We start from the raw sequence: 23875 nt of genomic DNA, 5'->3' as shown, positions 1-23875 counted from the left end.
AAGGCCGTCTGAAATTTCAGACGGCCTTTTTATATCGAAACCAATCAGATTTTTCTGGTTTTCAACCAAGCCCAAAGCAGCAGCAATACCACGAAGCTGAAATACAAAATACTCCACACCGGTAGGGCGACGCCGAATAGATAGTCCGGCTCGGCGCAGTTGCCAAAGCCGCGGACGATAGGTTCAAACCAATCGAACAAAGGCCAGTCGCGCAGGCGGAAGGTCCAAGGTGCGCCGCAAGAAGGGGCGGTGCCGGGCGGCAGGCTTTGCAGCCAAATTTGATAGGCGGCGACACCGGCGCCGTAAACGGCCGGAGTGGCAATCAACAATGCCGAGAGCGAGCGGGCAAATTTGGAAGATTGAGAACTGAATGCCGTAACAATGGCCAACAGCCCGACTGCCAATACGCACAAGCGTTGCAGGATGCACAATACGCACGGGTTCATGCCCAAAACGTATTGGGAAATAAAGGAGCCGCAGGCGGCAAATATGGAGAGGACGACTAAAAATAAAACAGTCTTGCGGAAAAAGTTCATGACATAAAACCTTTCAGACGGCCTGGACGCAAAACAGCCGATAAATAATGTTTACTTTAACACAAAACGCATATGCTTTTTTTCGGTTTGACGGTTTTTTGCGTATGTTTGTTGATGTTACGTAACCATAAATATAGAAACAAAAATGTGTCGTACAGAAAAGGCCGTCTGAAATATTCAGACGGCCTTTAGGGGAGAGACGTTTTATTTTTTCCCGTGAGATTTTTTGACATCTGTTTCAGTAATCGTACCGCCGCCATTATTAAAGGCGTTCATGATGTAAGTGGCAACGGCGGCAACATCGGCATCATTGATGGCGGTAGAAGGCATAAAGCCGTTGTAGGATTTGCCGTTTACTTTAATCGGGCCGTTGATGCCTTTGGTCATGCTTTGCAACAGCACTTGCGGTTTTTTATTAATATAGTCGGACTGGAATAAAGGCGGGAACATGGCACCCCGGCCTTCGCCTTTTTTCCCGTGGCAGGCGGCGCAGTTGGTTTCGTAAATTTTTTGTCCTTTGCTCATCAACGCGGCATCAGCGGCAAAAGCAGTTGGGAGGCTGAGTGCGGTCAGAAGGAGCAGGATAGGGCGGAGTGCAGTCATGATGTGTTCCTTTTTGAGTGGTATTTTTGATGGCCACACGCTTGGTTTGCGTTTTAATAGCTTGATGATAACGCTAAAGGCCGTCTGAAAGTGGATTTTTCAGACGGCCTTTGGTTTAAGTCAAATCCAGCCTTGCAGATTGGCTCGACTTAATTGTGCAAGTGCGGCAATCCAGTCGGCGGAATCGTTGAGGCAGGGGATGTAACGGTATTCTTTGCCGCCTGCGGCGTGGAATTGTTCGCGTCCCATAATGGCGATTTCTTCCATGGTTTCGAGGCAGTCGGCCAGGAAGCCGGGGCAGAATACGTCGAGTTTGGTTGTGCCTTGTTTCGGTAGCTGATCAAACAGGGCTTGCGTGCTGGGCTTGACCCATTGGGATTTGCCAAACTGGCTTTGGAAAGAAACGATGTATTCTTGTTCGGACAAGCCCAATGCCTGCGCCAGCAGTTTGGCAGTATGGTGGCACTCGTCAGGATAGGGGTCGCCGTCGTCGTGATGCTTTTGCGGAATACCGTGGAAACTCAACATCAGTTTTTCACCGCGTCCGTTTTGGGCCCAATAGGCTTCAATATGCTGCTTCATGGCTTGAATATAGGCGGCATCGTCGTAATAACGGGAGACAGTGCGGACGCTCATTTGGTTGCGTTGCAGCAATAACTCTTGAAACACTTTATCCAAAGCCGCGCCAGTAGAAGAGCCGGCATATTGCGGATAGAGCGGGATGACCAGCAATTTGCCCACGCCTTGGGCTTTGAGTTCCGCCAAAACATCGGCAACGCTTGGATTGCCGTAAGTCATGGCATGACGGACGATGACATCGGGCAAATGTTTGGCTAGGGCTTCTGCTTGGCGGTGTGTGTAAACCTCAAGCGGCGAACCTTCTTTAAACCAAACTTTTTCATAGGCATGCGCGCTTTTTTTCGGGCGAAAAGTCAATACCAAGCCGCGCAATATCGGTTGCCATAAAAGTTTAGGCAGTTCGACAACGCGTTGATCGGACAGAAATTCTTTCAAGTAAGGCTTGACTGCGGCAGCCGTCGGCGCGTCAGGCGTGCCGAGGTTGAGCAGCAGGACGGCGGTGCGGTTTTGTGCGGTGTAGGCTAAGGGAGGTTCGGTATGGAAACGGGACATGATTGTGCTTTATTAATTAAGAATATTGAGGCCGTCTGAAAAGCAGTTTGAATTAAAACCTGATTTCAGACGACCTTTTAAAGGATTAATCCACACCGCGGGCGCGGTTTTCATGGAATTGCGCCTGCCAATCGGCAAATTTGCCTTGTTCGATGGCTTCGCGCATTTCTGCCATGATGACTTGGTAGAAGTGCAGATTGTGGATGGTGTTGAGCTGTGCGCCCAAGATTTCGCCGACACGGTGCAGATGGTGCAGGTAGGAGCGGCTGAAATTCTGACAGGCGTAGCAGGTGCAGCTTTCATCAATCGGACGCTTGTCGAGTTTGTGTTTGGCGTTTTTGATTTTCAAATCGCCAAAACGGGTAAACAGCCAGCCGTTACGCGCATTGCGGGTAGGCATGACGCAGTCGAACATATCCACGCCGTGTGCCACGCCGTACACCAAGTCTTCAGGCGTGCCGACGCCCATCAAATAATGTGGCTTGTGTTCCGGCAGGATAGGGCCGACGGCGCGCAACATGCGGTACATTTCGGGCTTAGGTTCGCCAACGGACAAGCCGCCGATGGCCAAGCCGGGGAAGTCGAGCTCTTCCAAACCTTTCAGCGATTCTTCACGCAAATCTTCATACATCGCGCCTTGTACAATGCCAAACAGCGCATTTGGGTTTTTCAGGTCTTCAAAAGCCTTTTTGCTTCGTTCCGCCCAGCGCAGGCTCATTTGCAGCGATTTTTGCGCTTGGCTGTGCGTTGCTTCTCCAGGGGTACATTCGTCTAACTGCATCACAATGTCGGAATTCAACACAGTTTGGATTTTCATCGACACTTCGGGCGAGAGGAACAGTTTGTCGCCGTTGATCGGGCTTTGGAAGGTACAGCCTTCTTCGGTCAGCTTGCGCATGTCGGACAACGAGAATACTTGGAAGCCGCCTGAGTCGGTCAAAATCGGCTTATCCCAACCGATAAATTCGTGCAGGCCGCCGAATTGTTCGATGACTTCCAAACCGGGGCGCAGCCACAGATGGTAAGTGTTGCCTAAGATGATTTGTGCTTTGATGTCATGCAGGTTTTGCGGGTTCATCGCTTTGACCGAACCATATGTGCCGACCGGCATAAATACAGGCGTTTCGATTTTGCCGTGGTTCAGTTCCAAAGTACCGCGTCGGGCATGACCGTCTTTTTTGTGTAAGGTAAATTTGAGCATAATAATAAGAGATTGGATGTTCGCGTGTGTGCGAAATGAAAGGGCAGATTATAAAGGATTTTTCGCTGGTTGACGGCTGGATTTTATCTTCTCTAAAACAATGCTTCAGACGGTCTGAATAATAGAAGAAATAAAACAATGAGGCATAAATCAAACAAAATTATCTAGGCCGTCTGAAAAGTATTTACAGATGCTTGCAAAAGGGAACACGCTTCGTTACAATAAGCGCCTTAGATGAAGGCACATAGCTCAGTTGGTTAGAGCACCACCTTGACATGGTGGGGGTCGTTGGTTCGAGTCCAATTGTGCCTACCAAATTTCCATAACGGCTTTATGCCGTTATTTTTTAATGTTTTGGAGCTTTCTGATGTTGAACATTACCTTGCCGGACGGTTCGGTCCGCCAATATGAATCACCCGTTACCGTGGCGCAAATTGCAGCGTCTATCGGTGCAGGTCTGGCAAAGGCAACGGTAGCGGGCAAGGTTAACGGCAAATTGGTGGATGCTTGCGATCCGATTACCGAAGATGCCCACGTTCAAATCATTACGCCTAAAGACAAAGAAGGTGTGGAAATTATCCGCCACTCCTGCGCGCACTTGGTCGGTCATGCGGTCAAGCAGCTCTACCCTGATGCCAAAATGGTTATCGGCCCGGTCATTGAAGACGGATTCTATTACGATATCGCAACTGAAAAACCATTTACGCCTGATGATGTGGCCGCCATCGAAGCGCGCATGAAAGAGTTGATTGCACAAGACTATGACGTCATTAAAGTGATGACGCCCCGTGCAGAAACCATCAAAATTTTCCAAGATCGCGGCGAAGAGTACAAATTGCGTCTGATTGAAGACATGCCTGAAGTGGAAGCAATGGGTATGTATCATCATCAGGAATACGTCGATATGTGCCGCGGTCCTCACGTTCCCAATACCCGTTTCTTGAAAAACTTCAAGCTGACCAAACTGGCAGGCGCATACTGGCGCGGCGACAGCAATAATGAAATGTTGCAACGTATTTACGGTACGGCTTGGGCAAGTAAAGACGAATTGAAAGCCTATATCCAACGCATCGAGGAAGCAGAAAAACGCGACCACCGTAAGCTGGGTAAACAATTGGATTTGTTCCACCTGCAAGATGAAGCGCCGGGTATGGTGTTCTGGCATCCTAAAGGCTGGGCTTTGTGGCAGGTGATTGAGCAGCATATGCGCAAAGAGTTGAATGCTGCCGGTTATAAAGAGGTGAAAACGCCTCAGATTATGGATAAAACCTTCTGGGGAAAATCTGGCCACTGGGAAAACTATAAAGACAATATGTTTGTGACCAGTTCGGAAAAACGCGAATACGCGGTTAAGCCGATGAACTGTCCGGGTCATGTACAAATTTTTAATAACGGCCTGCGCTCATATCGCGATTTACCAATGCGTTTGGCTGAGTTTGGTTCTTGCCATCGTAATGAACCAAGCGGTGCGTTACATGGTCTGATGCGTGTTCGCGGTTTTGTGCAAGATGATGCGCATATCTTCTGTACCGAAGATCAAATCGTTGATGAAGCACGCGCATTCAATGAATTGCTGGTTCGCATTTACAAACAATTCGGCTTCCATGATGTTGCCGTGAAGCTGTCACTCCGCCCTGAACAACGTGCAGGTTCTGACGAAGTTTGGGATAAAGCCGAACAAGGTCTGCGTGATGCATTGACCGCTTGCGGCGTAGAGTGGGAAGAGCTGCCTGGCGAAGGCGCATTCTACGGTCCTAAGATTGAGTATCATGTTAAAGATGCTTTGGGTCGTTCTTGGCAGTGTGGTACCCTGCAGTTGGACTTCGTATTGCCGGAGCGTTTGAATGCCGAATATGTAACTGAAAACAACGACCGTGCGCGTCCTGTAATGTTGCACCGTGCTATTTTGGGTTCATTGGAGCGCTTCATCGGTATTCTGATTGAAAACCATGCAGGCTCATTCCCATTGTGGCTTGCGCCGGTTCAAATGGTGATTATGAATATCACCGAGAACCAAACAGATTATTGTCGCGAAGTGGCTGCCAAATTGCAGGCTGCAGGCTTCCGTGTCGAATTGGATTTGCGTAACGAAAAAATCGGTTACAAAATCCGTGACAACAGCCAATACCGTTTCCCTTATCAAATCGTTGTCGGCGATAAAGAGAAACAAGAAAACAAAGTTGCGGTACGCCGCAAAGCAGAAGACTTGGGTTCTTTGAATGTCGATGATTTTATTGCGCAATTGCAGCAAGAAATCACTGACGCCCTCGTCAATCATTAATTTTTATAGGAGTATTCATCATCGCTCAAGAACGCGAAGCACGAATCAATGGTGAAATTACCGCCAAAGAAGTGCGATTAATCAGTGAGTCAGGCGATCAGCTTGGTGTCGTTTCAGTTCGTGAAGCTCTGGCTATGGCCGAAGAGCAAGATGTCGATTTGGTAGAAATTTCCCCGACTGCCAAACCGCCCGTATGCAAACTGATGGATTACGGTAAATACAAATACCAACAAGCCAAGAAGCGCGACGAAGCCAAGAAAAACCAAAAGCAGGTACAAATCAAGGAAATTAAATTCCGTCCGGGTACTGATGAAGGCGACTATCAAATCAAGATGCGCAACATCAACCGCTTCCTTGCCGATGGTGACAAAGTCAAAGTGACATTGCGTTTCCGCGGTCGTGAGATGGCCCACCAACAATTGGGCGCCCAACTGCTTGAACGCGTAAAAGAAGAGTTGGCTGAAGTGGCACAAATCGAGTCCTTCCCTAAAATGGAAGGCCGCCAAATGGTGATGATGATTGCGCCTAAGAAGAAATAAAGCTATAATGCAAGGCTTATTTCGATTGCCGCTCGGAATAAGGTTTAATTAGCGGCAAAAACCGTGGTATTTTGGGTTCCAAGTGTTTGAAATTTTATTTCAAAACCCCTTATACCTTATCTAATAACGAATGGAGTTTTCCAATGCCTAAAATGAAAACCAAGTCTAGCGCGAAAAAACGCTTTAAAGTACTGGGTAACGGTGGTGTAAAACGCGGTCATGCGTTCAAAAGTCACATCCTGACCAAAAAAACCACTAAAACTAAACGTCAATTGCGCGGCACCGCTATGGTGGATTCACGCGATTTGGCTTCTGTTGCTAAAATGTTGCCCTACGCTTAAGGAGTTTAGAATATGCCACGCGTAAAACGCGGTGTTACCGCTCGTGCTCGTCACCAAAAAGTCTTCGCGTTAGCCAAAGGCTACCGCGGTCGTCGTAAAAACGTTTACCGTGTTGCCAAACAAGCGGTAATGAAAGCCGGTCAATACGCATACCGTGACCGTCGCCAACGCAAACGTCAATTCCGTCAACTGTGGATCGTTCGTATCAACGCAGGTGCCCGTGAAAATGGTCTGTCTTACAGCAAATTCATGAACGGCCTGAAACGCGCTGCTATCGAAATCGACCGCAAAGTATTGGCTGATTTGGCTGTATTCGACAAAGCTGCATTTGCACAATTGGTTGAAAAAGCTAAAGCTGCTTTGGCTGCTTAATTCGATAAGATTATTTAAAAAGGAAGCGTATGCTTCCTTTTTTCTTTTCTTAAAGAAATCCTATGTAGTTGATTTTCTTTCTTTAAACTCTATTTTTTTATACTAATTTGCGATAAAATAGGCCTCTCTTATCAAACGGATTGGCCGCAGTAAGACAAAAGGCCGTCTGAACGGGTTTGCAATCAAATCCAACAGACGGCTTTGTTGTTTCAGACGGCCTGCCATCAACAAACAGACGATAAACCACCATGGAAAATGTAAACCGTATCGTTGCAGAAGGTATTGCCGCTATTGAAGCCGCGCAAGACTTCAATGCCTTAGAACAAATTAAAGCACGCTATCTTGGTAAAACCGGCGAATTGACCGGACTTTTGAAAACTTTGGGTCAAATGTCTCCTGAAGAGCGTAAAACCATAGGCGCGCACATCAACGAATGTAAAAATCAGTTTCAGACGGCATTTAATAGCAAACGCGATGCCCTGAATGAAGCCAAGCTGCAAGCTCAATTGGCTGCAGAGGCCTTGGATATTACTTTGCCGGGCCGTGCACAAGAACATGGCGGTTTGCATCCAGTTACTTTGACTTTGCAACGTGTGGTTGAGCTGTTTCACGGTATGGGTTTTGAAGTGGCGGACGGCCCTGAAATCGAAGACGATTTCCATAATTTCCAAGCCTTGAATATTCCTGCAAATCACCCAGCGCGTGCGATGCAAGATACTTTCTATGTTGAAAATGGCGACGTTTTGCGCACACACACTTCGCCTATTCAAATCCGCTATATGCTCGACAAAAAAGAGCCACCTATCCGCATTATTGCTCCCGGCCGCGTTTACCGCGTGGACAGTGATGCCACTCACTCGCCTATGTTCCATCAGGCCGAAGGTTTGTGGGTAGAAGAGGGTGTGACTTTTGCCGACTTGAAAGCAGTGTTCACTGACTTTATCCGTCGCTTCTTTGAACGCGATGACCTGCAAGTACGTTTCCGTCCGTCTTTCTTCCCGTTCACCGAGCCTTCTGCCGAAATCGACATCATGGGCGAAAACGGCAAATGGTTGGAAGTCGGCGGTTGCGGTATGGTACATCCTAACGTGTTGAAAAACGTCGATATCGACCCTGAAAAATATACCGGTTTCGCTTTCGGTATCGGTCTCGACCGCTTTGCCATGTTGCGCTACAACGTCAATGACTTGCGTTTATTCTTCGATAACGATTTGAACTTTTTGAAGCAGTTTAAATAAATTTCAGATGGTCTTTTGATAGTCCGTCTGAAAAGTGAATAGATATTACTGATTTCGTCTGATAAAAATTTGTTTCAGACGGCCTGATAGTAGAGAAAATAATATGCAATTTCCTTATTCATGGCTGAGAACCCAAGCCAATCCTGATCTTTCTGCCGATAAACTGGAACATCTTTTGACCATGGCCGGTTTGGAAGTGGAAGAAATCGATACTGCTGCCCCTGCTTTCAGTGGCGTGGTTGTTGCCGAAGTAAAATCCGTTGAAAAACACCCTGATGCAGACCGTTTGAACGTTACCCAAGTTGATGCCGGTACGGGCGAGTTGGTTCAGATTGTTTGTGGTGCGCCGAATGTCAAGCCGGGCATTAAAGTGCCGTGTTCGTTGCCAGGTGCCGTTTTGCCGGGCAATTTCAAAATTAAGCCGACTAAAATGCGTGGTGTGCCATCAAACGGTATGCTGTGTTCGACCAATGAACTGGGTTTGCCTGATGACGGTGTAGACGGCCTGCACATTCTGCCTGAAGATGCGCCTGTCGGTACCAATATCCGTGAATACTTGGATTTGGACGATACGCTGTTTACATTGAAAATTACGCCTAACCGCGCTGATTGCTTGAGTGTTAAGGGTATTGCGCGTGAGGTTTCTGCGTTGACTCAATGTGCGTTTACGCCTGTTGAAATTCAGACGGCCTCTATCGACAGTGAGAAAAAACAGGCTGTCCGTATTGATACACCGGCCGATTGCGGTCGTTTTATCAGCCGCATTATTGAAAATGTCAATGCGAAAGCGGCTACACCCGATTGGATGAAACAACGTTTGGAACGCAGCGGTATCCGCAGCATTTCCGCATTGGTGGACATTGGCAACTATGTGATGCTGGAAATCGGTCAGCCTATGCATGTTTTCGATGCTGACAAGCTGTCAGGCAGCTTGATTGTCCGCCGTGCTCAAAATGGTGAGACTTTGGCGTGTCTGAATGAGAAGACGGTTACTTTGGCGGACAATACACTGGTGGTCGCTGATGAAAAAGGTGCGTTGAGCTTGGCCGGCTTGATGGGCGGCGAGGCAAGCGCGGTTTCTGATGAGACGCAAAATATTGTGTTGGAAGCTGCTTGGTTTGCCCCGGAGATTATTGCAGGTAAATCCCGTCAATACGGTTTTGGTTCGGATTCTTCTTTCCGTTTTGAGCGTGGTGTGGATTGCCGCTTGCAAGCTGATGCCATTGAGCGTGCTACCGAATTGGTGTTGCAGATTTGTGGTGGCGCAGCCGGTGAAATGGTTGAAGCACAAGGCAAATTGCCCGAGGCAAAACAGGTCGAATTGCGTTTAGGCCGTCTGAAAACGGTATTGGGCGTTGAAGTCCCTGCCGATCAAGTCGAAATTATCTTGCAACACTTGGGTTTGAAGCCTGAGAAAACTGCAGAAGGCTTCCGTGTCACTTCTCCTAGCTTCCGTTTCGACATCGAAATCGAAGCCGATTTGATTGAAGAAATCGGCCGCGTTTACGGTTATGAAAATATTCCCGACGACTATACTTCAGGCCGTCTGAAAATGTTGGCTTTGCCTGAAACCAAACGTCCGCGTTTTGCGGTTTATAATGAAATGGCGGCTCGCGGTTACCGCGAAGTGGTCAGCTATGCGTTTGTGGATGAGCAATGGGAGCAAGACTTTGCTGCCAATACCAATCCTATCCGCCTGCAAAATCCGTTGGCGGCGCAGTATGCCGTCATGCGTTCTACGCTTATCGGCGGTTTGGTGGAAGTTTTGCAAAACAATTTGAACCGCAAGCAAAACCGAGTACGCGTGTTTGAGATTGCCCGCGTGTTCAGCAAAGATTCGGCTGATCAATTTGTTCAAAACGAACGTATCGGCGGTTTGTGGTATGGCTCCGTGCTGCCTGAGCAATGGGGCGAGAAAACACGCAACGTGGATTTCTACGATATGAAAGCTGATGTTGAGAGCCTTTTGAAAAGCAAGGAAGTATCCTTTGTTAAGACCGAACATCCGGCATTGCATCCTGGACGTGCTGCTAATATTGTTTCAGACGGCCGAGTAGTTGGTTTTGTTGGCGAGTTGCATCCGAAATGGCTGCAAAAATATGATTTGCCACAAGCGCCGCTGGTATTTGAAATCGATATGGATGCGGTATTGGGTCGTGAGAAAACCCGTTATCAATCCGTATCCAAGTTCCAACCTGCACGCCGAGATTTGGCATTTGTAATGCCTGAAGCTGTGACGCATGATGATTTGTTAAATGTCCTGAAAGCGGCGGCGAACAAGCTGGTTCAAGAAATCAGTGTGTTTGACGTTTACCGCGGTACGGGCGTGCCTGAAGGCATGAAGAGCGTTGCCGTCAAAATCATTTTGCAAGATATGGAAAACACGTTGACAGATGAGGTCATCGAGCCTTTGGTTGCGAAAATGATTAAAGCGGCAGCCGAAAAAGACGCACAGCTTCGCGCTTAAAATAAGATAAAAGTTGTCGCTAAAAATCACTAATAATATTTAATTTTTTGGTGAGGACTTGATTTTTAAAAGAATTTTGGTAATAATTGCACCAGTTTGAATGAAGGTAAACACATGACACTAACTAAAGCAGAATTGGCTGATATTTTGGTCGACAAAGTCAGCAACGTCACCAAGAATGATGCCAAAGAAATCGTCGAGCTCTTTTTTGAAGAAATCCGCAGCACTTTGGCGCGTGGTGAAGAAATTAAAATTTCCGGTTTCGGCAATTTCCAATTGCGCGACAAACCTCAACGCCCTGGCCGTAACCCTAAAACAGGCGAAGAAGTGCCGATTACCGCACGCCGTGTGGTAACTTTCCATGCCAGCCAAAAACTCAAAGGCATGGTGGAGCATTACTATGACAAACAACAATAATCCGGTTATTCCTGCCAAGCGTTATTTTACGTTGGATGAAATGTGCCAATTGGTGCAAATCAGTCCGGCTCAGTTTGCCCAATGGCAACATGAAAATAATGTTGTGATTGGATACGGTGGCGATCGATATACGCGCTCAGATGTTGTTAAGTTGTTGAAACTGAAAGATACGTTTGAACCGTATATCGATACGTTCAGCCGTGGCGCTTTGGATGCAAACGGCAATCCTGCCGCCAATGCGGAAGAAGTCCGTCATGGTCTGACGCAAATTTTGTCTGATTTGGAGCGTCATCTAGGTTCTGAACAACAAAACCATCATGTTGAGCTGTAATCGATAGGGAAACTCTGATCAAAAGTGCGAAAGCATACAAAGATTTGCATAATTGATTCTAATAAAGGCTGTTTGAATGATTTTCAGACGGCCTTTATTGTTTTATATTGCTTTCAAAATATCAGAATCTTGATTGCAAATGATTCTATGAAATAGCCGTAAATGTTATACTTAGCCTCTTGTTTGCCGATTGGGAAGAAACAGTCATTAGATAATGCGGATAAATGCCGCTTTTTCATGGCAGACTGAGGTTTTTAAAACAAATGTAACGGCAGAATAAACAGGCTGCCGGACAACATTCAAATCGATGAAATGGATAGCAGAAAATGAGCAGAATCCAACAAACTTTCTCAGTGCTCAATGGCGCAAAAGCACTGATTCCTTATATTACAGTGGGTGATCCCAACCTTGAGACAACCTTGGCATTGATGCATAGCCTGGTGGCTAATGGTGCTGATATTTTGGAACTGGGTGTGCCGTTTTCTGACCCGATGGCGGATGGCCCGACTATTCAACGTGCGGCTGAAAGGGCGTTGGCAAATCATGTTTCTTTGCACGACGTATTGGAAACAGTACGCTTGTTCCGTCAAACCAATGATAAAACGCCGGTTGTCTTGATGGGCTATTTGAACCCTGTACATAAAATGGGCTATCAGGCGTTTGCGCAAGCGGCTGCCGACGCGGGCGTGGATGGCGTATTGACTGTGGATTCTCCGGTAGAAACCATTACCCCGCTGCATGACTCATTGAAAGCGCAAGGTATTGATTGTATTTTCCTTATTGCGCCAACAACGACTGAGGAGCGTATTCAAACGATTGCCAAAGTAGCCGGCGGTTTTGTGTATTATGTATCGCTCAAAGGCGTGACCGGTGCGGCAAGTTTGGATACTGAAGAAGTTTCGCGTAAAATAGAGCTTTTGCGCAAATACATCGATATTCCGATTGGTGTCGGCTTCGGCATCAATAATGCGGAGAGTGCGCGTAAGATTGGTGCGGTAGCGGATGCCGTTATTGTCGGCAGCCGTATCGTCAAAGAGATTGAAAGCCACGCAGGTAGCGAGGCCGAAGCAGTAGGCGCGTTGGTTAAAGAGTTGAAAGACGCGATTCGCTAAATTTTTCCATTCCATTGTTTCAGACGGCCTTACGTTCAACTGGCCGTCTGAATTCTGAATTCCAAGGAGTCATTCATGAGCTGGCTAGATAAAATTCTTCCTCCGAAAATTAAAAACCGAAGCAGTTCGTCCAGCGTCCCTGAAGGCCTGTGGCACAAATGTCCGTCTTGTTCGGCAACGGTTTATTCAACCGAGTTGAAGCAAAACAGCGAAGTCTGCCCGAAATGTAATCACCACAATCCGCTTTCTGCGCGCGAACGTTTGAATCTACTTTTGGATGAAGAAGGCCGTGAAGAGATTGCAGCCAATATTAAACCGACCGACCCGCTGAAATTCAAAGACAGCAAAAAATATCCCGACCGCCTCGCGGCTGCGCGTAAAGCAACCGGTGAAGACGATGCATTGGTTGTTATGAAAGGCACCATGAACGGCCTGCCTGTCGTAGTGGCTGCGTTTGAATTCCGTTTTATCGGCGGCTCTATGGGTTCGGTCGTGGGTGAGCGTTTCGTTCAGGGTGTACGTCGTGCCGTTGCAGATAATTGTTCGTTTATTTGCGTGGCGGCTTCCGGTGGTGCGCGTATGCAGGAAGGGATTAACTCTTTGATGCAGATGACGAAGACCAGCGCGGCTTTGCATTTGCTGACTGAAAAACGTCTGCCGTTTATTTCCGTATTGACTGACCCGACCATGGGCGGCGTGTCTGCCAGCTTTGCCTTCTTGGGTGATGTGGTTTTAGCAGAACCGAATGCGCTGATTGGTTTTGCCGGTCCGCGCGTTATCGAGCAGACTGTACGCGAAACCTTGCCGGAAGGTTTCCAACGTGCAGAATTCTTGTTGGAGAAGGGGGCAATCGACCAAATCGTCGATCGCCGTTCCATGAAAAAACGTATCAGCGATTTGATTACTTTGTTGCGTCATGAAGGTAAAGTAACTGCTGCTTGATTGGCACAATAAGAAAGGCCGTCTGAAAATAATATTTCAGACGGCCTTTTTGATTATTGAGGATTAAGCAGTCAATGCGGCTTTTAAAATCTTGTTGACTTCACCCATGTCGGCTTTGCCGGCCAGGCGGGTTTTCAATACGCCCATGACTTTGCCCATATCTGCCATGCCTGATGCACCGGTTTCTGCAATGACTGCTTCAACAACAGTCTTGATTTCTTCTGCAGACATCATTTGCGGCAGGTAGCAGTTGAGGATTTCGATTTCCGCGTTTTCTTTGTCAGCCAAATCTTGACGACCGGCTTCGGTGTAGATTTTGGCGCTGTCTTTGCGCTGTTTTACCATTTTGGTCAGGATAGAGATGACTTTTGCGTCATCGGCTTCAGTGCGCTCATCTACTTCAAATTGTTTGATGGCGGCATTAATCAGGCGGATGGTGCTTAAAGACACTTGGTCTTTGGCACGCATGGCGGTTTTCATGTCTTCGGTTAATTGTGTTTTTAGGCTCATAATGTTCTCACTTTATATCAATAAAAAAGTGCCGTCTGAAAAATAAAACACACCGCAAAGCTGCCCTTGCGGTGTGTCGTTTATCACAGGGCAGGCCTGTAATTAGTACATTTTAGGAGGCAGTTGTTGGCTGCGCAGACGTTTTTGCAGACGTTTGGCTGCAGCAGCTTTTTTGCGTTTGCGTTCGGTAGTTGGTTTTTCGTACGCTTCACGGGCGCGCAGTTCGGTCAACAGACCGGTTTTTTCTACGGCACGTTTGAAACGACGCATGGCAACTTCAAATGGTTCATTCTCTTTAACACGAATAGCAGGCATTTTATTTCCTTTAAATTTTGTTCAATCAAACCGTTTTAAGAAATAGGGGACGGTTTGTCATATATAGGGGAGTTGTTGTATCGCTGGTTTGCCGAGGGCAGGGCGGGATACGCGCCGTGATGTAAACATCACCTCCTAACAAGTCGGCTTTTGCCGTGCAAGTAACCTTTTCGGTCAGAAACAATCGGGCGATTATCTTATAAACCCGATAGCCTGTCAAGGTTGCAGGCCGTCTGAATGTTTGATTCTGTCTCACTTTTCAGACGGCCTATCGGGTATTAATAACGGCCGGGAACCGTACCCATACGTTGTTTCAACGAAGTTTGCGGTTCGTTGAACAATGACGCGTAATAAGTCGCATTGGTCATGACTTTTTTCACGTAATCGCGGGTTTCGGTAAATGGGATGGTTTCGGCGTAAATCGCGCCTTCCAACGGCGAAGAAGCCTGCCAGTTGCGGGCGCGGCCTGGGCCGGCGTTGTAGCCTGCGGTGGCCATCACTTCGTTATTTTGCAGGCGGCGTTTGGCATCTGCCATGTACCAAGTACCCATGCGGATGTTGCCGTCCATGGTGTAGAGTTCGCTGCTGCTCATGCCGATTTTGCCGGCGATTTCGCGGGCGGTTGCAGGCATGACCTGCATCAGGCCTTGTGCGCCGACGCTGGATTGCGCGCCCATGACAAAACGGCTCTCTTGACGAATCAAACCGTAAACCCATGCCGGGTCAACGCCTGCCTGTGCGGCATAGCGGACGGTCAGGTCTTTAAATGGAGAGATATAGCGCAATTTGTAGTTGAGTTTGTGGTCGGTACGGTCGGCGCTGTTGATTGCCATGTCGTAGAACTGGTTGTCGAAAGCGACTTGTGCGGCAGTCAGCAGGTTGTCTTCGTTGAAGTCGCGGGTGGCAAAACGCCATTCCGCCTGTGCCTGACGGCGCATTTTGGAATCGCCGTTGCTTTGGCTGTTTTTAAACAGAACCAATGCGCGTTTGATGGCACCGTCTTCGCTCATACGGCGGACGTCTCTGGCATCGGCAGAAACATTGTTGCGCGTATTGATGCGGCGGCCCAATTCTTCACCTGCCATTATGGCGTAGAAATTGCGGCCGGAAGCGGCGGCTTTTTCGTACATTTCTTTGGCTTGGCCGCTTTTGCCTTGTGCGGAAAAGCTGCGGCCCAGCCAATATTGCCATGTCGGGTCTTTTTGCAGTTTTTCAGGCATATGCTGAATCACGCTTGCCAATTCGTCCCAACGTTGCAGGCGCAAGGCGGCGCGTGCGTACCATTCCAATTGTTCGTCGGTCAGTTGTTTGCGGTCGGAAACGCGACCGTAGTAGCTCAAAGCGGTCGGCATATTTTGGTTTTGTGCATGGTAGTGGCCCAATACGCCCCATGCGAAGCTGCGTTGTTCGCGGCTGAGGCCTGATTCCATGTCGGACAGGGTAGTGGCGGCAGAAGCGGATTTGCGTGCATCTTTGCCGATTACGCTCAACAGGCTGTATTCGGTCGCACCTTGCGCACCACCTTCAAAGGGGCTGCCCAATGCGGCGGCGAGATTGCGTGCATCTGTGGTTTGACTGTTGCTCAACAGGCCGCGCACGCGACGCCATGCGTCGTTGGTGTTCAGACGGCCTGAAGCTGCCGCGCTTTCAACCAAGCGGGTACAACCGGCAGGCAGTTTGCCGGTGACGCGAACCAGCTCGGCGGCTTTGCTGTAATTGCCGCTGCTCAAATCGGCATAACATTGCACTTCTTGTGCGACGCCGGCGGCGTTCAATTTGCTGAATTCTTGACGGAACAAATCCCATTGGCCGCGCGCGCCCAAGGTTTTCAGCCATTCGTTGCGGACGTTTTCAGCCATTGCGCTGTCGCTGGCTTGGGATAAAAATTGTTGTACCCAAGCATCGTCGCCGCGTTTGGCGGCATCGATAGCGCTTTGGTATTGGCTGTAATCGGACAGGATTTTGGATTCGCTGTCGGCGCGGCGTGAAGGAATAGAAGTAGATTTAGGCTGAACGACGGTTTCGGTTTTCGAAGCAGTCGGTGTGTTTTGGGTGGCGCACGCCGATAAAACAGCGGCGGTAATCAAGCTGAGGGAGAGAGGGAAAAGACGTTGAACGTTCATTAGATACCGTGTCGTTTTTAGAATCAAAATAGTTGCTTATTTTAAATGATTTATGCGGAATAACCGAATTACAAACCGATATTTACATTTTCAAAGCCCAGAAATGACTAAGGCCGTCTGAAATATGAAACACTTTTGAGGTATTCCTAGTTCAGACGGCCTTTTATAAAGGAAGTCGTCAATCGGGTTTGTGTTCGATATAGTCTTGCGGTTTGTCGGCTTTGCTGGTGCGCGTAACCGTATATTCGCCTTCGATAATGTCTTCATCCTCTTTGGCGGAGCTGTAAGTCTGACGGCTTTGGAAAGACTGCGTAGAAGAAACGGCCGCGTTGCCTTTAAACGGAATCAGCAAGAGCAGGGCAACGGCGGTTGAAATAAAGCCTGGGCTGAGCAGGAAAACCGCGGCGGCGGTATAGCGAATCGGCCATAGCATTTGATAGAGGGAAATGTTTTGGCCGCTGCGGACGGCTGCGCCTGCGAGCAAAAGGCCGGAAATGCCGGTATGGCGCAGCATAAAGATACCGCTGATAAAGCTGAGAGCCATCACAAACAGCGTCCAGCCGCCACCTATCCAGTCGGCAACCCAGACGATGGACATGATTTCCAAAAAGATTAAAACCAAAAAACCGATTCCAAAATACTGCATAAGAGTTTGTTCCTTCATTCAACGGATAGTGTCGATTGTGTTCTATCTAGATAAAGATAAACCTTATTTTTTCAAGCAAATGCTGTGTGAAAAAGCGTAAACGGGCGAGGAGGCCGTTTGAACGGAGATAAAAAGAAGACAGATGTTTCAGACGGCCTTTAGATATTCTATCGCATCACATTGTTCCAATCGCTTTCAAAATAACTGACGAGAATTTGGTTGTTCAAATAATTTGCTTCCACCTTGCGCCTTGCCATATCAGGCGGAAAACGGAACATTTCGGCAACGGTCTGGGCATTGAGATAGCGGGTGGGTACGTCGAATTTTTGCGGAATAGGGAAATTTTGGTCAAAACCTGCCAACACAAATCCCCATTCGCCAAAGGAAGGGACGTAAACATGATAGGGCGCGGTATTCAATTTGGCCGCCTCGAGGGTGGCAACGACCGACCAGTAGGCATTGGGTGCGAAATAAGGCGAAGTGGATTGCACAACAATCTTACCCTGCGGCTCAAGATGGCGGGCAACGAGGCGGTACATGGGGACGGAGTAGAGTTTACCCAGCGAGAAATTGGACGGGTCGGGTAGGTCGATGATGATAACGTCGAATTTTTCAGACGACCCTTCCAGCCATTTGGCGGCATCGTCGTTGACGACGTGCATTTTGGGATGGGACAGCGAGCCTTGGTTGAGTGCGCTTAAGGTGGCGGAAGTTCTAAAAGTGGCGGTCATGTCGGGGTCGAGATCGACCAAAGTAACATTTTTGACCTGCGGATATTTCAAGGCTTCGCGTGCCGCCAATCCATCGCCGCCGCCGAGAATGAGGACGCGTTCGGCATTCGGCACCATCTGCATGGCGGGCAGAACGAGAGCTTCGTGGTAACGGGCTTCGTCGCGTGAGGAGAATTGCAAGTTGCCGTTGATGTAGAGGCGGGTATCGTCTTTCCAGCGGGTAACAACCAGCCTTTGGTAGGGCGAGTGGCTTTGATAAACGACGGGATCGCCGAAATAGCTTTGTTCGGCTTTAAAGGAAATACGGTCGGCGTAGACGAAGAGCGTAATGAGCGCGGTCAATACGATAAACGCACGCGTACGGATGGCGTGATAGCGGGGTAATTCGGATTTGAATACGCGGGCGGTCAGATAGGCGACGGCGGCGTTGAAGATGCCAAACAACAAGGCGGAACGCGCCATGCCGAGTTTGGGGGCGAGCAGGAGCGGAAATAATAACGAGACGGCAAGTGCGCCCAAATAGTCGAAGGTCAGGACTTTGGAAACGAGTTCTTTAAATTCCGCCCCTTTTTGGTTTAACACGCGCATGACCAAAGGAATTTCCATGCCGACAATCATGCCGACAATCAGTACAAAAGCGTAGAGCAGGGTGCGGAACGGGGCGGCGGAAAGCCCGAAGGCCACAAATAGTGCCAGCGCGGAAATACCGCCGATGATGCCGACTAGAAGTTCGATTTCGATAAAGCGGTGTAATACATCTTTATCTTTAATGTATTGGGTCAGGTGGGCGCCGATACCCATTGAAAACAGATAAAGCCCGATGACGGAGGAAAACTGCAAAATACTGTCGCCCAAAAGATAGCTTGCGAGCGCAGCGATGATGAGCTCGTAAGCGAGGCCGCAGCTGGCGACGATAAAAACGGAGATGATGAGGGTGCGATGGGCATTCATGATGACGTTTTTGTTGCTTGAGTGTGGGCAATGTAATGATTTTTAAGGTGGGCTGCAAGTTTAATTATAGGATGTAGAAAAGGCCGTCTGAACAAATTGTTTCAGACGGCCTTTAATCTGTTAGGCATTAATAGCGGTGTTTGAATACCATGCCCACGGCGTAAGAAGATTTTTTCGGCAAATCTTCGTCGTATTTCGGATTGACGTTTTCTTTCAACCAGCCGGCGCCGAGTGTGGCGGTTGTCCGTTTGGAGAAGCTGTAATCGGTGCTGACGGCGACGTGTTTGTAGTCTTCGCCGACAGAGCTTTTACCGTAGGCAAAGCCGATTTGAGGTTTGAAATTGCCCACTTTGTATGAGCCGGACACCATAAATTCTTTGGTGTTGTTGATTTCTTTGTCGTAAGAACCGGCTACGTTGCCTGCCGCATCTTTCCATACGCCCCAGCAGCTGAAGCCGTCGCAAGTATTTTTGGCGTATTGGAACGCGGCATCGACGGAGATTTTGTCTTTGCTGTATCCGGCCATGAATGCATGGGCTTGGAAGTCTTTGGTTTCGGTTGGAGAGTCGTTGGGTGCGTATTCGGCAGCGTAGTGGGCGTTAAAGCCGTTGTTGGGGTGGTAGTAGTCTACACCCCAGCCAAAGACCCAGTCGCCGTCACGTTTTTTGTCCGGATTCCAGTCATTGTTGTTGCGCGCGGCATTGGAACCGGGGGAAACGTTGAATTTGAATTGGAAACCGTTTTTCCAAGGCGACTCATAAGCCATGGAAACGCGGCGTTGGCCGAAACGGGAAATTTTACCGAATTCCAAAATCGGGCTGTTGGTGTCGAACGGATTCAGATAGATGCTGTTCATAGGGGTACTGATGTAACCCATTTTGACGGTGCCGAGGTTTTTGTAGCTGTTGAGCGCAACGTATGAGTCGGCAGTACCCCAGCCGCCCCAGCGGTCGGAATCGAAGTAAATAAAGGAGCCAAGTTGCCATTTCAACCATAAGTCGTTGTTGAGCGGTACTTCATCGGAGAGATAAAGACTGGAACTTTTATCGGAAATGGTTGTAGAGGTTACACCGGTTTTATTGTTGTGTTCGACCTCGGTCATGATGTAGATGGTGCCGCTCATTTTAGGTTCGGCGTGGGCGGCGCTTATGGAAGAGCCTATGAGGGCAGTGGCAATAAAGTAAGATAACTTCTTCATTTGATTCTCCTTTTTATGTCTTTTTCTTGCTTATGGCGAAAGAGTTCGGATAATCTTATTTGACAAATCATAAAAAATCAATACATTTGTAACTTATTGTAGGATAAATTGAAAAATAGTTTTCAGTTACGTATTTTTGTGTTAATTTGCCGACAATCTTAGACGGCTATTATTATTTCGATGGAATATGTGGTTTAAAACACTATTTTCATGGTTTGAAATAGATGATTTAACTATGCTGGAGAACTTCTAAATAAATGTAGTTGAGTGTAGTTTGAATAATTAGGCCGTCTGAAAAAGAAGAATACCCAAAAGAAGGAATGAAATATGGCCGGAAAAACCTATCCGCTGTTGGCTGCATCATTGGCTGCCGTATTCGCATTGTCGGCGTGCAGCCGCGATGTTAAGCCTGCTCCTGAGTTTAAACGTACCGATTATGAGCGCGTGGTGGTCAGCAACGGTGTTGAGCCGGGTACGCTGGATCCTCAAATGAGTGGCGATATGGCGGCCGGTGCGATTATCCGTCAGTTGATGGATGGTTTGGTCGGTACGGATGCCGAAGGTAAAACCATTCCTGCTTTGGCGGAAAAATGGGAGAGCGAGGGCGAGCGTATTTGGACCTTCCATCTGCGTGATGCCAAATGGAGCAATGGCGATCCGATTACCGCCGAAGATTTCGTGTACAGCTTTCGCCGTCTTGCCGATCCAGCCACCGGCGCACCTTTCGGCAGCTATTTGGTCGATGCCCAAGTGGAAAATGCGGAAGATATATTAAACGGCAAAGCCAAGCCTGAGACATTGGGTGTCAAGGCGTTGGACGCAAAAACCCTGCAATTTACGCTGATTGCGCCGGTACCTTATTTCCCCGATATGCTGATTCAGCAATTCACTTTCCCAGTTCATCGCGCCACTGTCGAAAAATACGGCAATAAGTGGACGCAGCCCGGTCATTATGTTTCCAGTGGCGCTTATCTGTTAACGGATTGGAAAGTCAACAGCCACATCAATATGGAACGTAATCCCAATTATTACGATAAAGACAAAGTGGCCATTCCAAAGGCGGTTTTTCTGTCAGGCAGCGGCGAGTACAACCGTTATCGCGCCAATGAAATTGATGTGACTTACGGCATTCCCAGCGATCAGGTCAAAGTGGCGGATATTGAGTTTCCAGGCCAAGTAAGACGCACGACTTCTTTGTGCAGCTGGTATTTGGAGCCGAACCACGAAGCGGCGCCGTTTAATGATCCGCGCGTCCGCAAGGCGCTCAATATGCTGACGCGCCGCGACATTGTCGTTAAAGTGGGCGGCCGCGGCGATACGCCTGCGTTCCAATTGACGCCGCCGCAAATGCAGGGCGTGATTCCCGTTTATCCTGAGTGGAAAGAGTGGACGCCTGAAAAACGCATCGAAACCGCGCGCAAACTGTTGAACGAAGCAGGCTACAACGATGACCATCCGCTTGAGTTCGATATTTTGTACAGCACCAGCGAAGCGTCCAAAAAACAAATTACTGCCGTGCAGTCGGTGTGGAAAGCCGCCATTCCGTTTATCCGTCCGACTTTGTCCAACGAGGAATGGAAAACTTATTTGGATACGCGCGCGCAAGGCAATTTCAAGGTTTCGTTCAGCGGCTGGTGTTCCGATTTCAACGATCCGGCGGGCATGCTCAATATCTTGAAATCCAACAACTCAAACAATGCATTCCGCTACAAAAGCGCGGCGTTTGATACATTTATGAACAATACGCTGAAAGATGGTGTCAGCAAGGAAGCGCGCAGCCAGCTCTATGCCGATGCGGAGAAGCAGCTTCAAGAAGACGCTGCACTGATTCCGCTGTATCATCAGGTTGAAGTGCGTATGGTCAAACCCGATATTATCGGCTATTCCGACAAAGACCCTTTGCGGAACTACACGGTCAAGAGCTGGTCGTTCGCACCGAAAAAATAGATTGATTATAGACAGTACAAGTTTTCAGACGGCCTTAATGACAGAGGCCGTCTGAAACAACAGGAGACATAACACATGAAATCTGTACAACAACGTTTGTCCGCTTTACACGAAGCCATGAAAAAACATGGCGTGGACGCGTTTGTCATTCCTTCCGCCGATCCACACCTTTCCGAATACCTGCCCGAGCATTGGCAGGCACGCCGCGATTTTTCCGGCTTTACCGGTTCGGCCGGCACTTTGGTGGTAACCGCCGATAAAGCAGGCGTGTGGACCGACAGCCGCTATTGGGAACAGGCTGGCCAACAGCTTGCGCCAAACGGCATCGAGCTGCAAAAAATGGGCGTTGATGCGCCTTATACCGAATGGTTGGCACAAAATCTGCCCGAGGGCGCCGTCGTCGGCGCGCCTGCCGATATGTTCGCACTCAGCGGCGAGCGCGGTTTGAAACAGGCACTTGCCGCCAAAAACATCCGCCTCGAATATCCTGAAACTTTGTTGGACGAAGTATGGGACGACCGTCCTGCATTGCCGACTCCGGAAATCTACGTTCACCATCCCGACTACGTTTCCGAAACTGCGGCCGAAAAACTGGCCCGTATCCGTACGGCCATGAAAGAGCAGGGCGCAGATGCACATTTGGTTTCTTCTTTGGATGACATTGCTTGGATTACCAATCTGCGCGGTGATGATGTGCCGTTCAACCCTGTGTTCTTGTCCCATCTGTTTATCAGTCAAGACAAAGCCGTATTGTTTACCGATGCAGGCCGTCTGAAAGCCGAATCTGCCGAAGCTTTGAAAGCGGCAGGTTTTGAAGTATTGCCTTATGCGCAAGCGGCGGACTATTTGGCAGGCGTTAAGGGCGCATTGCTGATTGATCCGAACAAAACCGCTGTCGGTACTTTGCGCCGCCTGCCTGAAGACGTCCGTTTGATTGAAGCCATCCACCCAAGTACATTCTTCAAATCAGTCAAATCCGATGCCGACATTACCCATATCCGCAATACCATGGCGGAAGACGGCGCGGCATTGTGCGGCTTCTTTGCCGAGTTTGAACAAATCTTGGCAGACGGCGGCGAATTGAGCGAGCTGGACATCGACGGCATGCTCTATAAACACCGCAGCCAACGTCCCGGCTTTATTTCGCCAAGTTTCGACACCATCGCCGGCTACAATGCCAATGCCGCCTTGCCTCATTACAGCGCGACACCGGAAAACAACAGCAAAATCAAAGGCGACGGTATGCTGCTGATTGACTCCGGCGGCCAATACTGGGGCGGTACGACCGACATCACGCGTGTGGTGCCTGTCGGCAATCCGAGTGCGGCCATGAAGCGCGATTACACTTTGGTGTTGAAAGCGCATATTTCTCTGGCGGAAACCATTTTCCCTGAAAACATCAAAGGCCCGATGATTGATGCCATCTGTCGTAAATCACTCTGGCAGGCGCAATGTGATTACGGTCACGGTACAGGTCATGGCGTGGGCTATTTCCTCAATGTGCATGAAGGTCCGCAAAGCATTGCCGTTGCCGCCGTGCCGCAACCGCATCACGCGATGAAGTCAGGCATGCTGACTTCCAACGAGCCGGGTCTTTACCGTCCGGGCAAATGGGGTATCCGTATCGAAAGCCTGGTAATCAACCGTCCGGTTGAAAACCCAGAGGAAACCGAGTTCGGCAAATTCCTGTATTTTGAGACCGTTACCCTCTGTCCAATCGATACGCGCCTGATCGATACCAAACTGATGACCGGCAGCGAAATCGAATGGCTGAACCAATATCACGCCGAAGTGCGCCGCCGTCTCGAGCCTTTGACAGAAGGCGCGGCCAAAGCATGGCTGATTGAACGCACCAAACCTTTGGCGCGTTAACGTGAAAGGCCGTCTGAAACGGCGGATACAAAGTTTCAGACGGCCTTATCACAACAATTATCTAAAAACTA

22 protein-coding genes and 1 tRNA gene are annotated in these 23875 nt (G+C 48.7%); 13 read left to right on the top strand and 10 right to left on the bottom strand.

Features of this window, described 5'->3' with window-relative positions:
• Positions 1-44: 44 nt before the first annotated feature.
• The 4 genes from HMPREF2871_RS01410 to tgt all read right to left on the bottom strand — a co-directional run bounded on the left by HMPREF2871_RS01410 (position 45) and on the right by tgt (position 3471).
• Complete coding sequence (locus tag HMPREF2871_RS01410; protein WP_049335519.1) at positions 45-536, bottom strand: disulfide bond formation protein B; 492 nt, start codon at positions 534-536, stop codon at positions 45-47.
• Positions 537-740: 204 nt separating this feature from the next.
• The gene (locus tag HMPREF2871_RS01405; protein ID WP_049335521.1) at positions 741-1139 is read right to left on the bottom strand and encodes a c-type cytochrome; all 399 of its coding nucleotides are present in this window, start codon (positions 1137-1139) and stop codon (positions 741-743) included.
• 120 nt (positions 1140-1259) lie between these two features.
• Complete coding sequence (gene hemH / locus HMPREF2871_RS01400; RefSeq protein ID WP_049335522.1) at positions 1260-2270, bottom strand: ferrochelatase; 1011 nt, start codon at positions 2268-2270, stop codon at positions 1260-1262.
• A gap of 85 nt (positions 2271-2355) precedes the next feature.
• Positions 2356-3471 (bottom strand): tRNA guanosine(34) transglycosylase Tgt, encoded by a 1116-nt coding sequence (gene tgt / locus HMPREF2871_RS01395; RefSeq protein ID WP_003745960.1) that lies wholly within the window; start codon positions 3469-3471, stop codon positions 2356-2358.
• Positions 3472-3709: 238 nt separating this feature from the next.
• Here tgt and HMPREF2871_RS01390 point away from each other — a divergent pair.
• The 11 genes from HMPREF2871_RS01390 to accD all read left to right on the top strand — a co-directional run bounded on the left by HMPREF2871_RS01390 (position 3710) and on the right by accD (position 13511).
• Positions 3710-3786: transfer RNA gene (locus tag HMPREF2871_RS01390), tRNA-Val, on the top strand.
• A gap of 52 nt (positions 3787-3838) precedes the next feature.
• Complete coding sequence (gene thrS, locus HMPREF2871_RS01385) at positions 3839-5752, top strand: threonine--tRNA ligase (protein WP_049335607.1); 1914 nt, start codon at positions 3839-3841, stop codon at positions 5750-5752.
• 17 nt (positions 5753-5769) lie between these two features.
• Positions 5770-6291 carry a translation initiation factor IF-3 gene (gene infC / locus HMPREF2871_RS01380; protein WP_079453677.1) on the top strand — a complete coding sequence of 174 codons (522 nt, stop codon included), beginning with the start codon at positions 5770-5772 and terminating at the stop codon, positions 6289-6291.
• Positions 6292-6434: 143 nt separating this feature from the next.
• Complete coding sequence (gene rpmI, locus HMPREF2871_RS01375) at positions 6435-6632, top strand: 50S ribosomal protein L35 (protein ID WP_003675505.1); 198 nt, start codon at positions 6435-6437, stop codon at positions 6630-6632.
• Positions 6633-6644: 12 nt separating this feature from the next.
• On the top strand, positions 6645-7004 hold the full coding sequence (rplT, locus tag HMPREF2871_RS01370; RefSeq protein WP_003675502.1) for a 50S ribosomal protein L20: 360 nt from the start codon (positions 6645-6647) through the stop codon (positions 7002-7004).
• Between the two features lie 248 nt (positions 7005-7252).
• Positions 7253-8242: a phenylalanine--tRNA ligase subunit alpha gene (gene pheS, locus HMPREF2871_RS01365; RefSeq protein ID WP_049335524.1), complete on the top strand. Its 990-nt coding sequence runs from the start codon at positions 7253-7255 to the stop codon at positions 8240-8242.
• A 103-nt stretch (positions 8243-8345) separates the two neighbouring features.
• On the top strand, positions 8346-10709 hold the full coding sequence (pheT, locus tag HMPREF2871_RS01360) for a phenylalanine--tRNA ligase subunit beta (protein WP_049335526.1): 2364 nt from the start codon (positions 8346-8348) through the stop codon (positions 10707-10709).
• Positions 10710-10823: 114 nt separating this feature from the next.
• Positions 10824-11126, top strand: a complete 303-nt coding sequence (locus HMPREF2871_RS01355; protein WP_003680933.1) for an integration host factor subunit alpha — start codon at positions 10824-10826, stop codon at positions 11124-11126.
• The gene (locus HMPREF2871_RS01350; RefSeq protein WP_004519475.1) at positions 11110-11457 is read left to right on the top strand and encodes a hypothetical protein; all 348 of its coding nucleotides are present in this window, start codon (positions 11110-11112) and stop codon (positions 11455-11457) included. The genes HMPREF2871_RS01355 and HMPREF2871_RS01350 overlap by 17 nt, the downstream gene beginning before the upstream one ends.
• Positions 11458-11783: 326 nt before the next feature.
• Complete coding sequence (trpA, locus tag HMPREF2871_RS01345) at positions 11784-12569, top strand: tryptophan synthase subunit alpha (RefSeq protein WP_049335528.1); 786 nt, start codon at positions 11784-11786, stop codon at positions 12567-12569.
• Positions 12570-12644: 75 nt separating this feature from the next.
• Positions 12645-13511, top strand: coding sequence for an acetyl-CoA carboxylase, carboxyltransferase subunit beta (accD, locus tag HMPREF2871_RS01340; protein ID WP_049331298.1), 867 nt, complete (start codon positions 12645-12647; stop codon positions 13509-13511).
• A gap of 63 nt (positions 13512-13574) precedes the next feature.
• On the opposite strand, the gene HMPREF2871_RS01335 is transcribed toward accD, so the two are convergent.
• The 6 genes from HMPREF2871_RS01335 to HMPREF2871_RS01310 form a co-directional block, all read right to left on the bottom strand.
• Positions 13575-14021 carry a GatB/YqeY domain-containing protein gene (locus HMPREF2871_RS01335; RefSeq protein ID WP_049344106.1) on the bottom strand — a complete coding sequence of 149 codons (447 nt, stop codon included), beginning with the start codon at positions 14019-14021 and terminating at the stop codon, positions 13575-13577.
• A 102-nt stretch (positions 14022-14123) separates the two neighbouring features.
• Positions 14124-14336 carry a 30S ribosomal protein S21 gene (gene rpsU, locus HMPREF2871_RS01330; protein ID WP_003680926.1) on the bottom strand — a complete coding sequence of 71 codons (213 nt, stop codon included), beginning with the start codon at positions 14334-14336 and terminating at the stop codon, positions 14124-14126.
• Between the two features lie 278 nt (positions 14337-14614).
• Positions 14615-16459: a lytic transglycosylase domain-containing protein gene (locus tag HMPREF2871_RS01325; RefSeq protein WP_070629741.1), complete on the bottom strand. Its 1845-nt coding sequence runs from the start codon at positions 16457-16459 to the stop codon at positions 14615-14617.
• Between the two features lie 178 nt (positions 16460-16637).
• Complete coding sequence (locus tag HMPREF2871_RS01320) at positions 16638-17105, bottom strand: FxsA family protein (RefSeq protein WP_049344110.1); 468 nt, start codon at positions 17103-17105, stop codon at positions 16638-16640.
• 167 nt (positions 17106-17272) lie between these two features.
• Positions 17273-18790, bottom strand: a complete 1518-nt coding sequence (locus HMPREF2871_RS01315; RefSeq protein WP_349267159.1) for a polyamine aminopropyltransferase — start codon at positions 18788-18790, stop codon at positions 17273-17275.
• Between the two features lie 124 nt (positions 18791-18914).
• A complete protein-coding gene (locus HMPREF2871_RS01310; protein WP_049344113.1) occupies positions 18915-19985 on the bottom strand; it encodes a porin in 1071 nt (356 codons plus the stop codon).
• A 327-nt stretch (positions 19986-20312) separates the two neighbouring features.
• Here HMPREF2871_RS01310 and HMPREF2871_RS01305 point away from each other — a divergent pair, with 327 nt between their 5' ends.
• Positions 20313-21932: an ABC transporter substrate-binding protein gene (locus HMPREF2871_RS01305; RefSeq protein ID WP_004519485.1), complete on the top strand. Its 1620-nt coding sequence runs from the start codon at positions 20313-20315 to the stop codon at positions 21930-21932.
• Between the two features lie 75 nt (positions 21933-22007).
• Positions 22008-23804: an aminopeptidase P family protein gene (locus tag HMPREF2871_RS01300; RefSeq protein ID WP_049335537.1), complete on the top strand. Its 1797-nt coding sequence runs from the start codon at positions 22008-22010 to the stop codon at positions 23802-23804.
• The last annotated feature ends 71 nt before the right edge of the window (positions 23805-23875 follow it).

This window comes from Neisseria sp. HMSC067G12, from assembly GCF_001812725.1.
GTDB classification, from domain to species: domain Bacteria; phylum Pseudomonadota; class Gammaproteobacteria; order Burkholderiales; family Neisseriaceae; genus Neisseria; species Neisseria perflava.
Note: the sequence above shows the minus strand (reverse complement) of the source record. Positions and strands in the feature narration are given on the sequence as shown.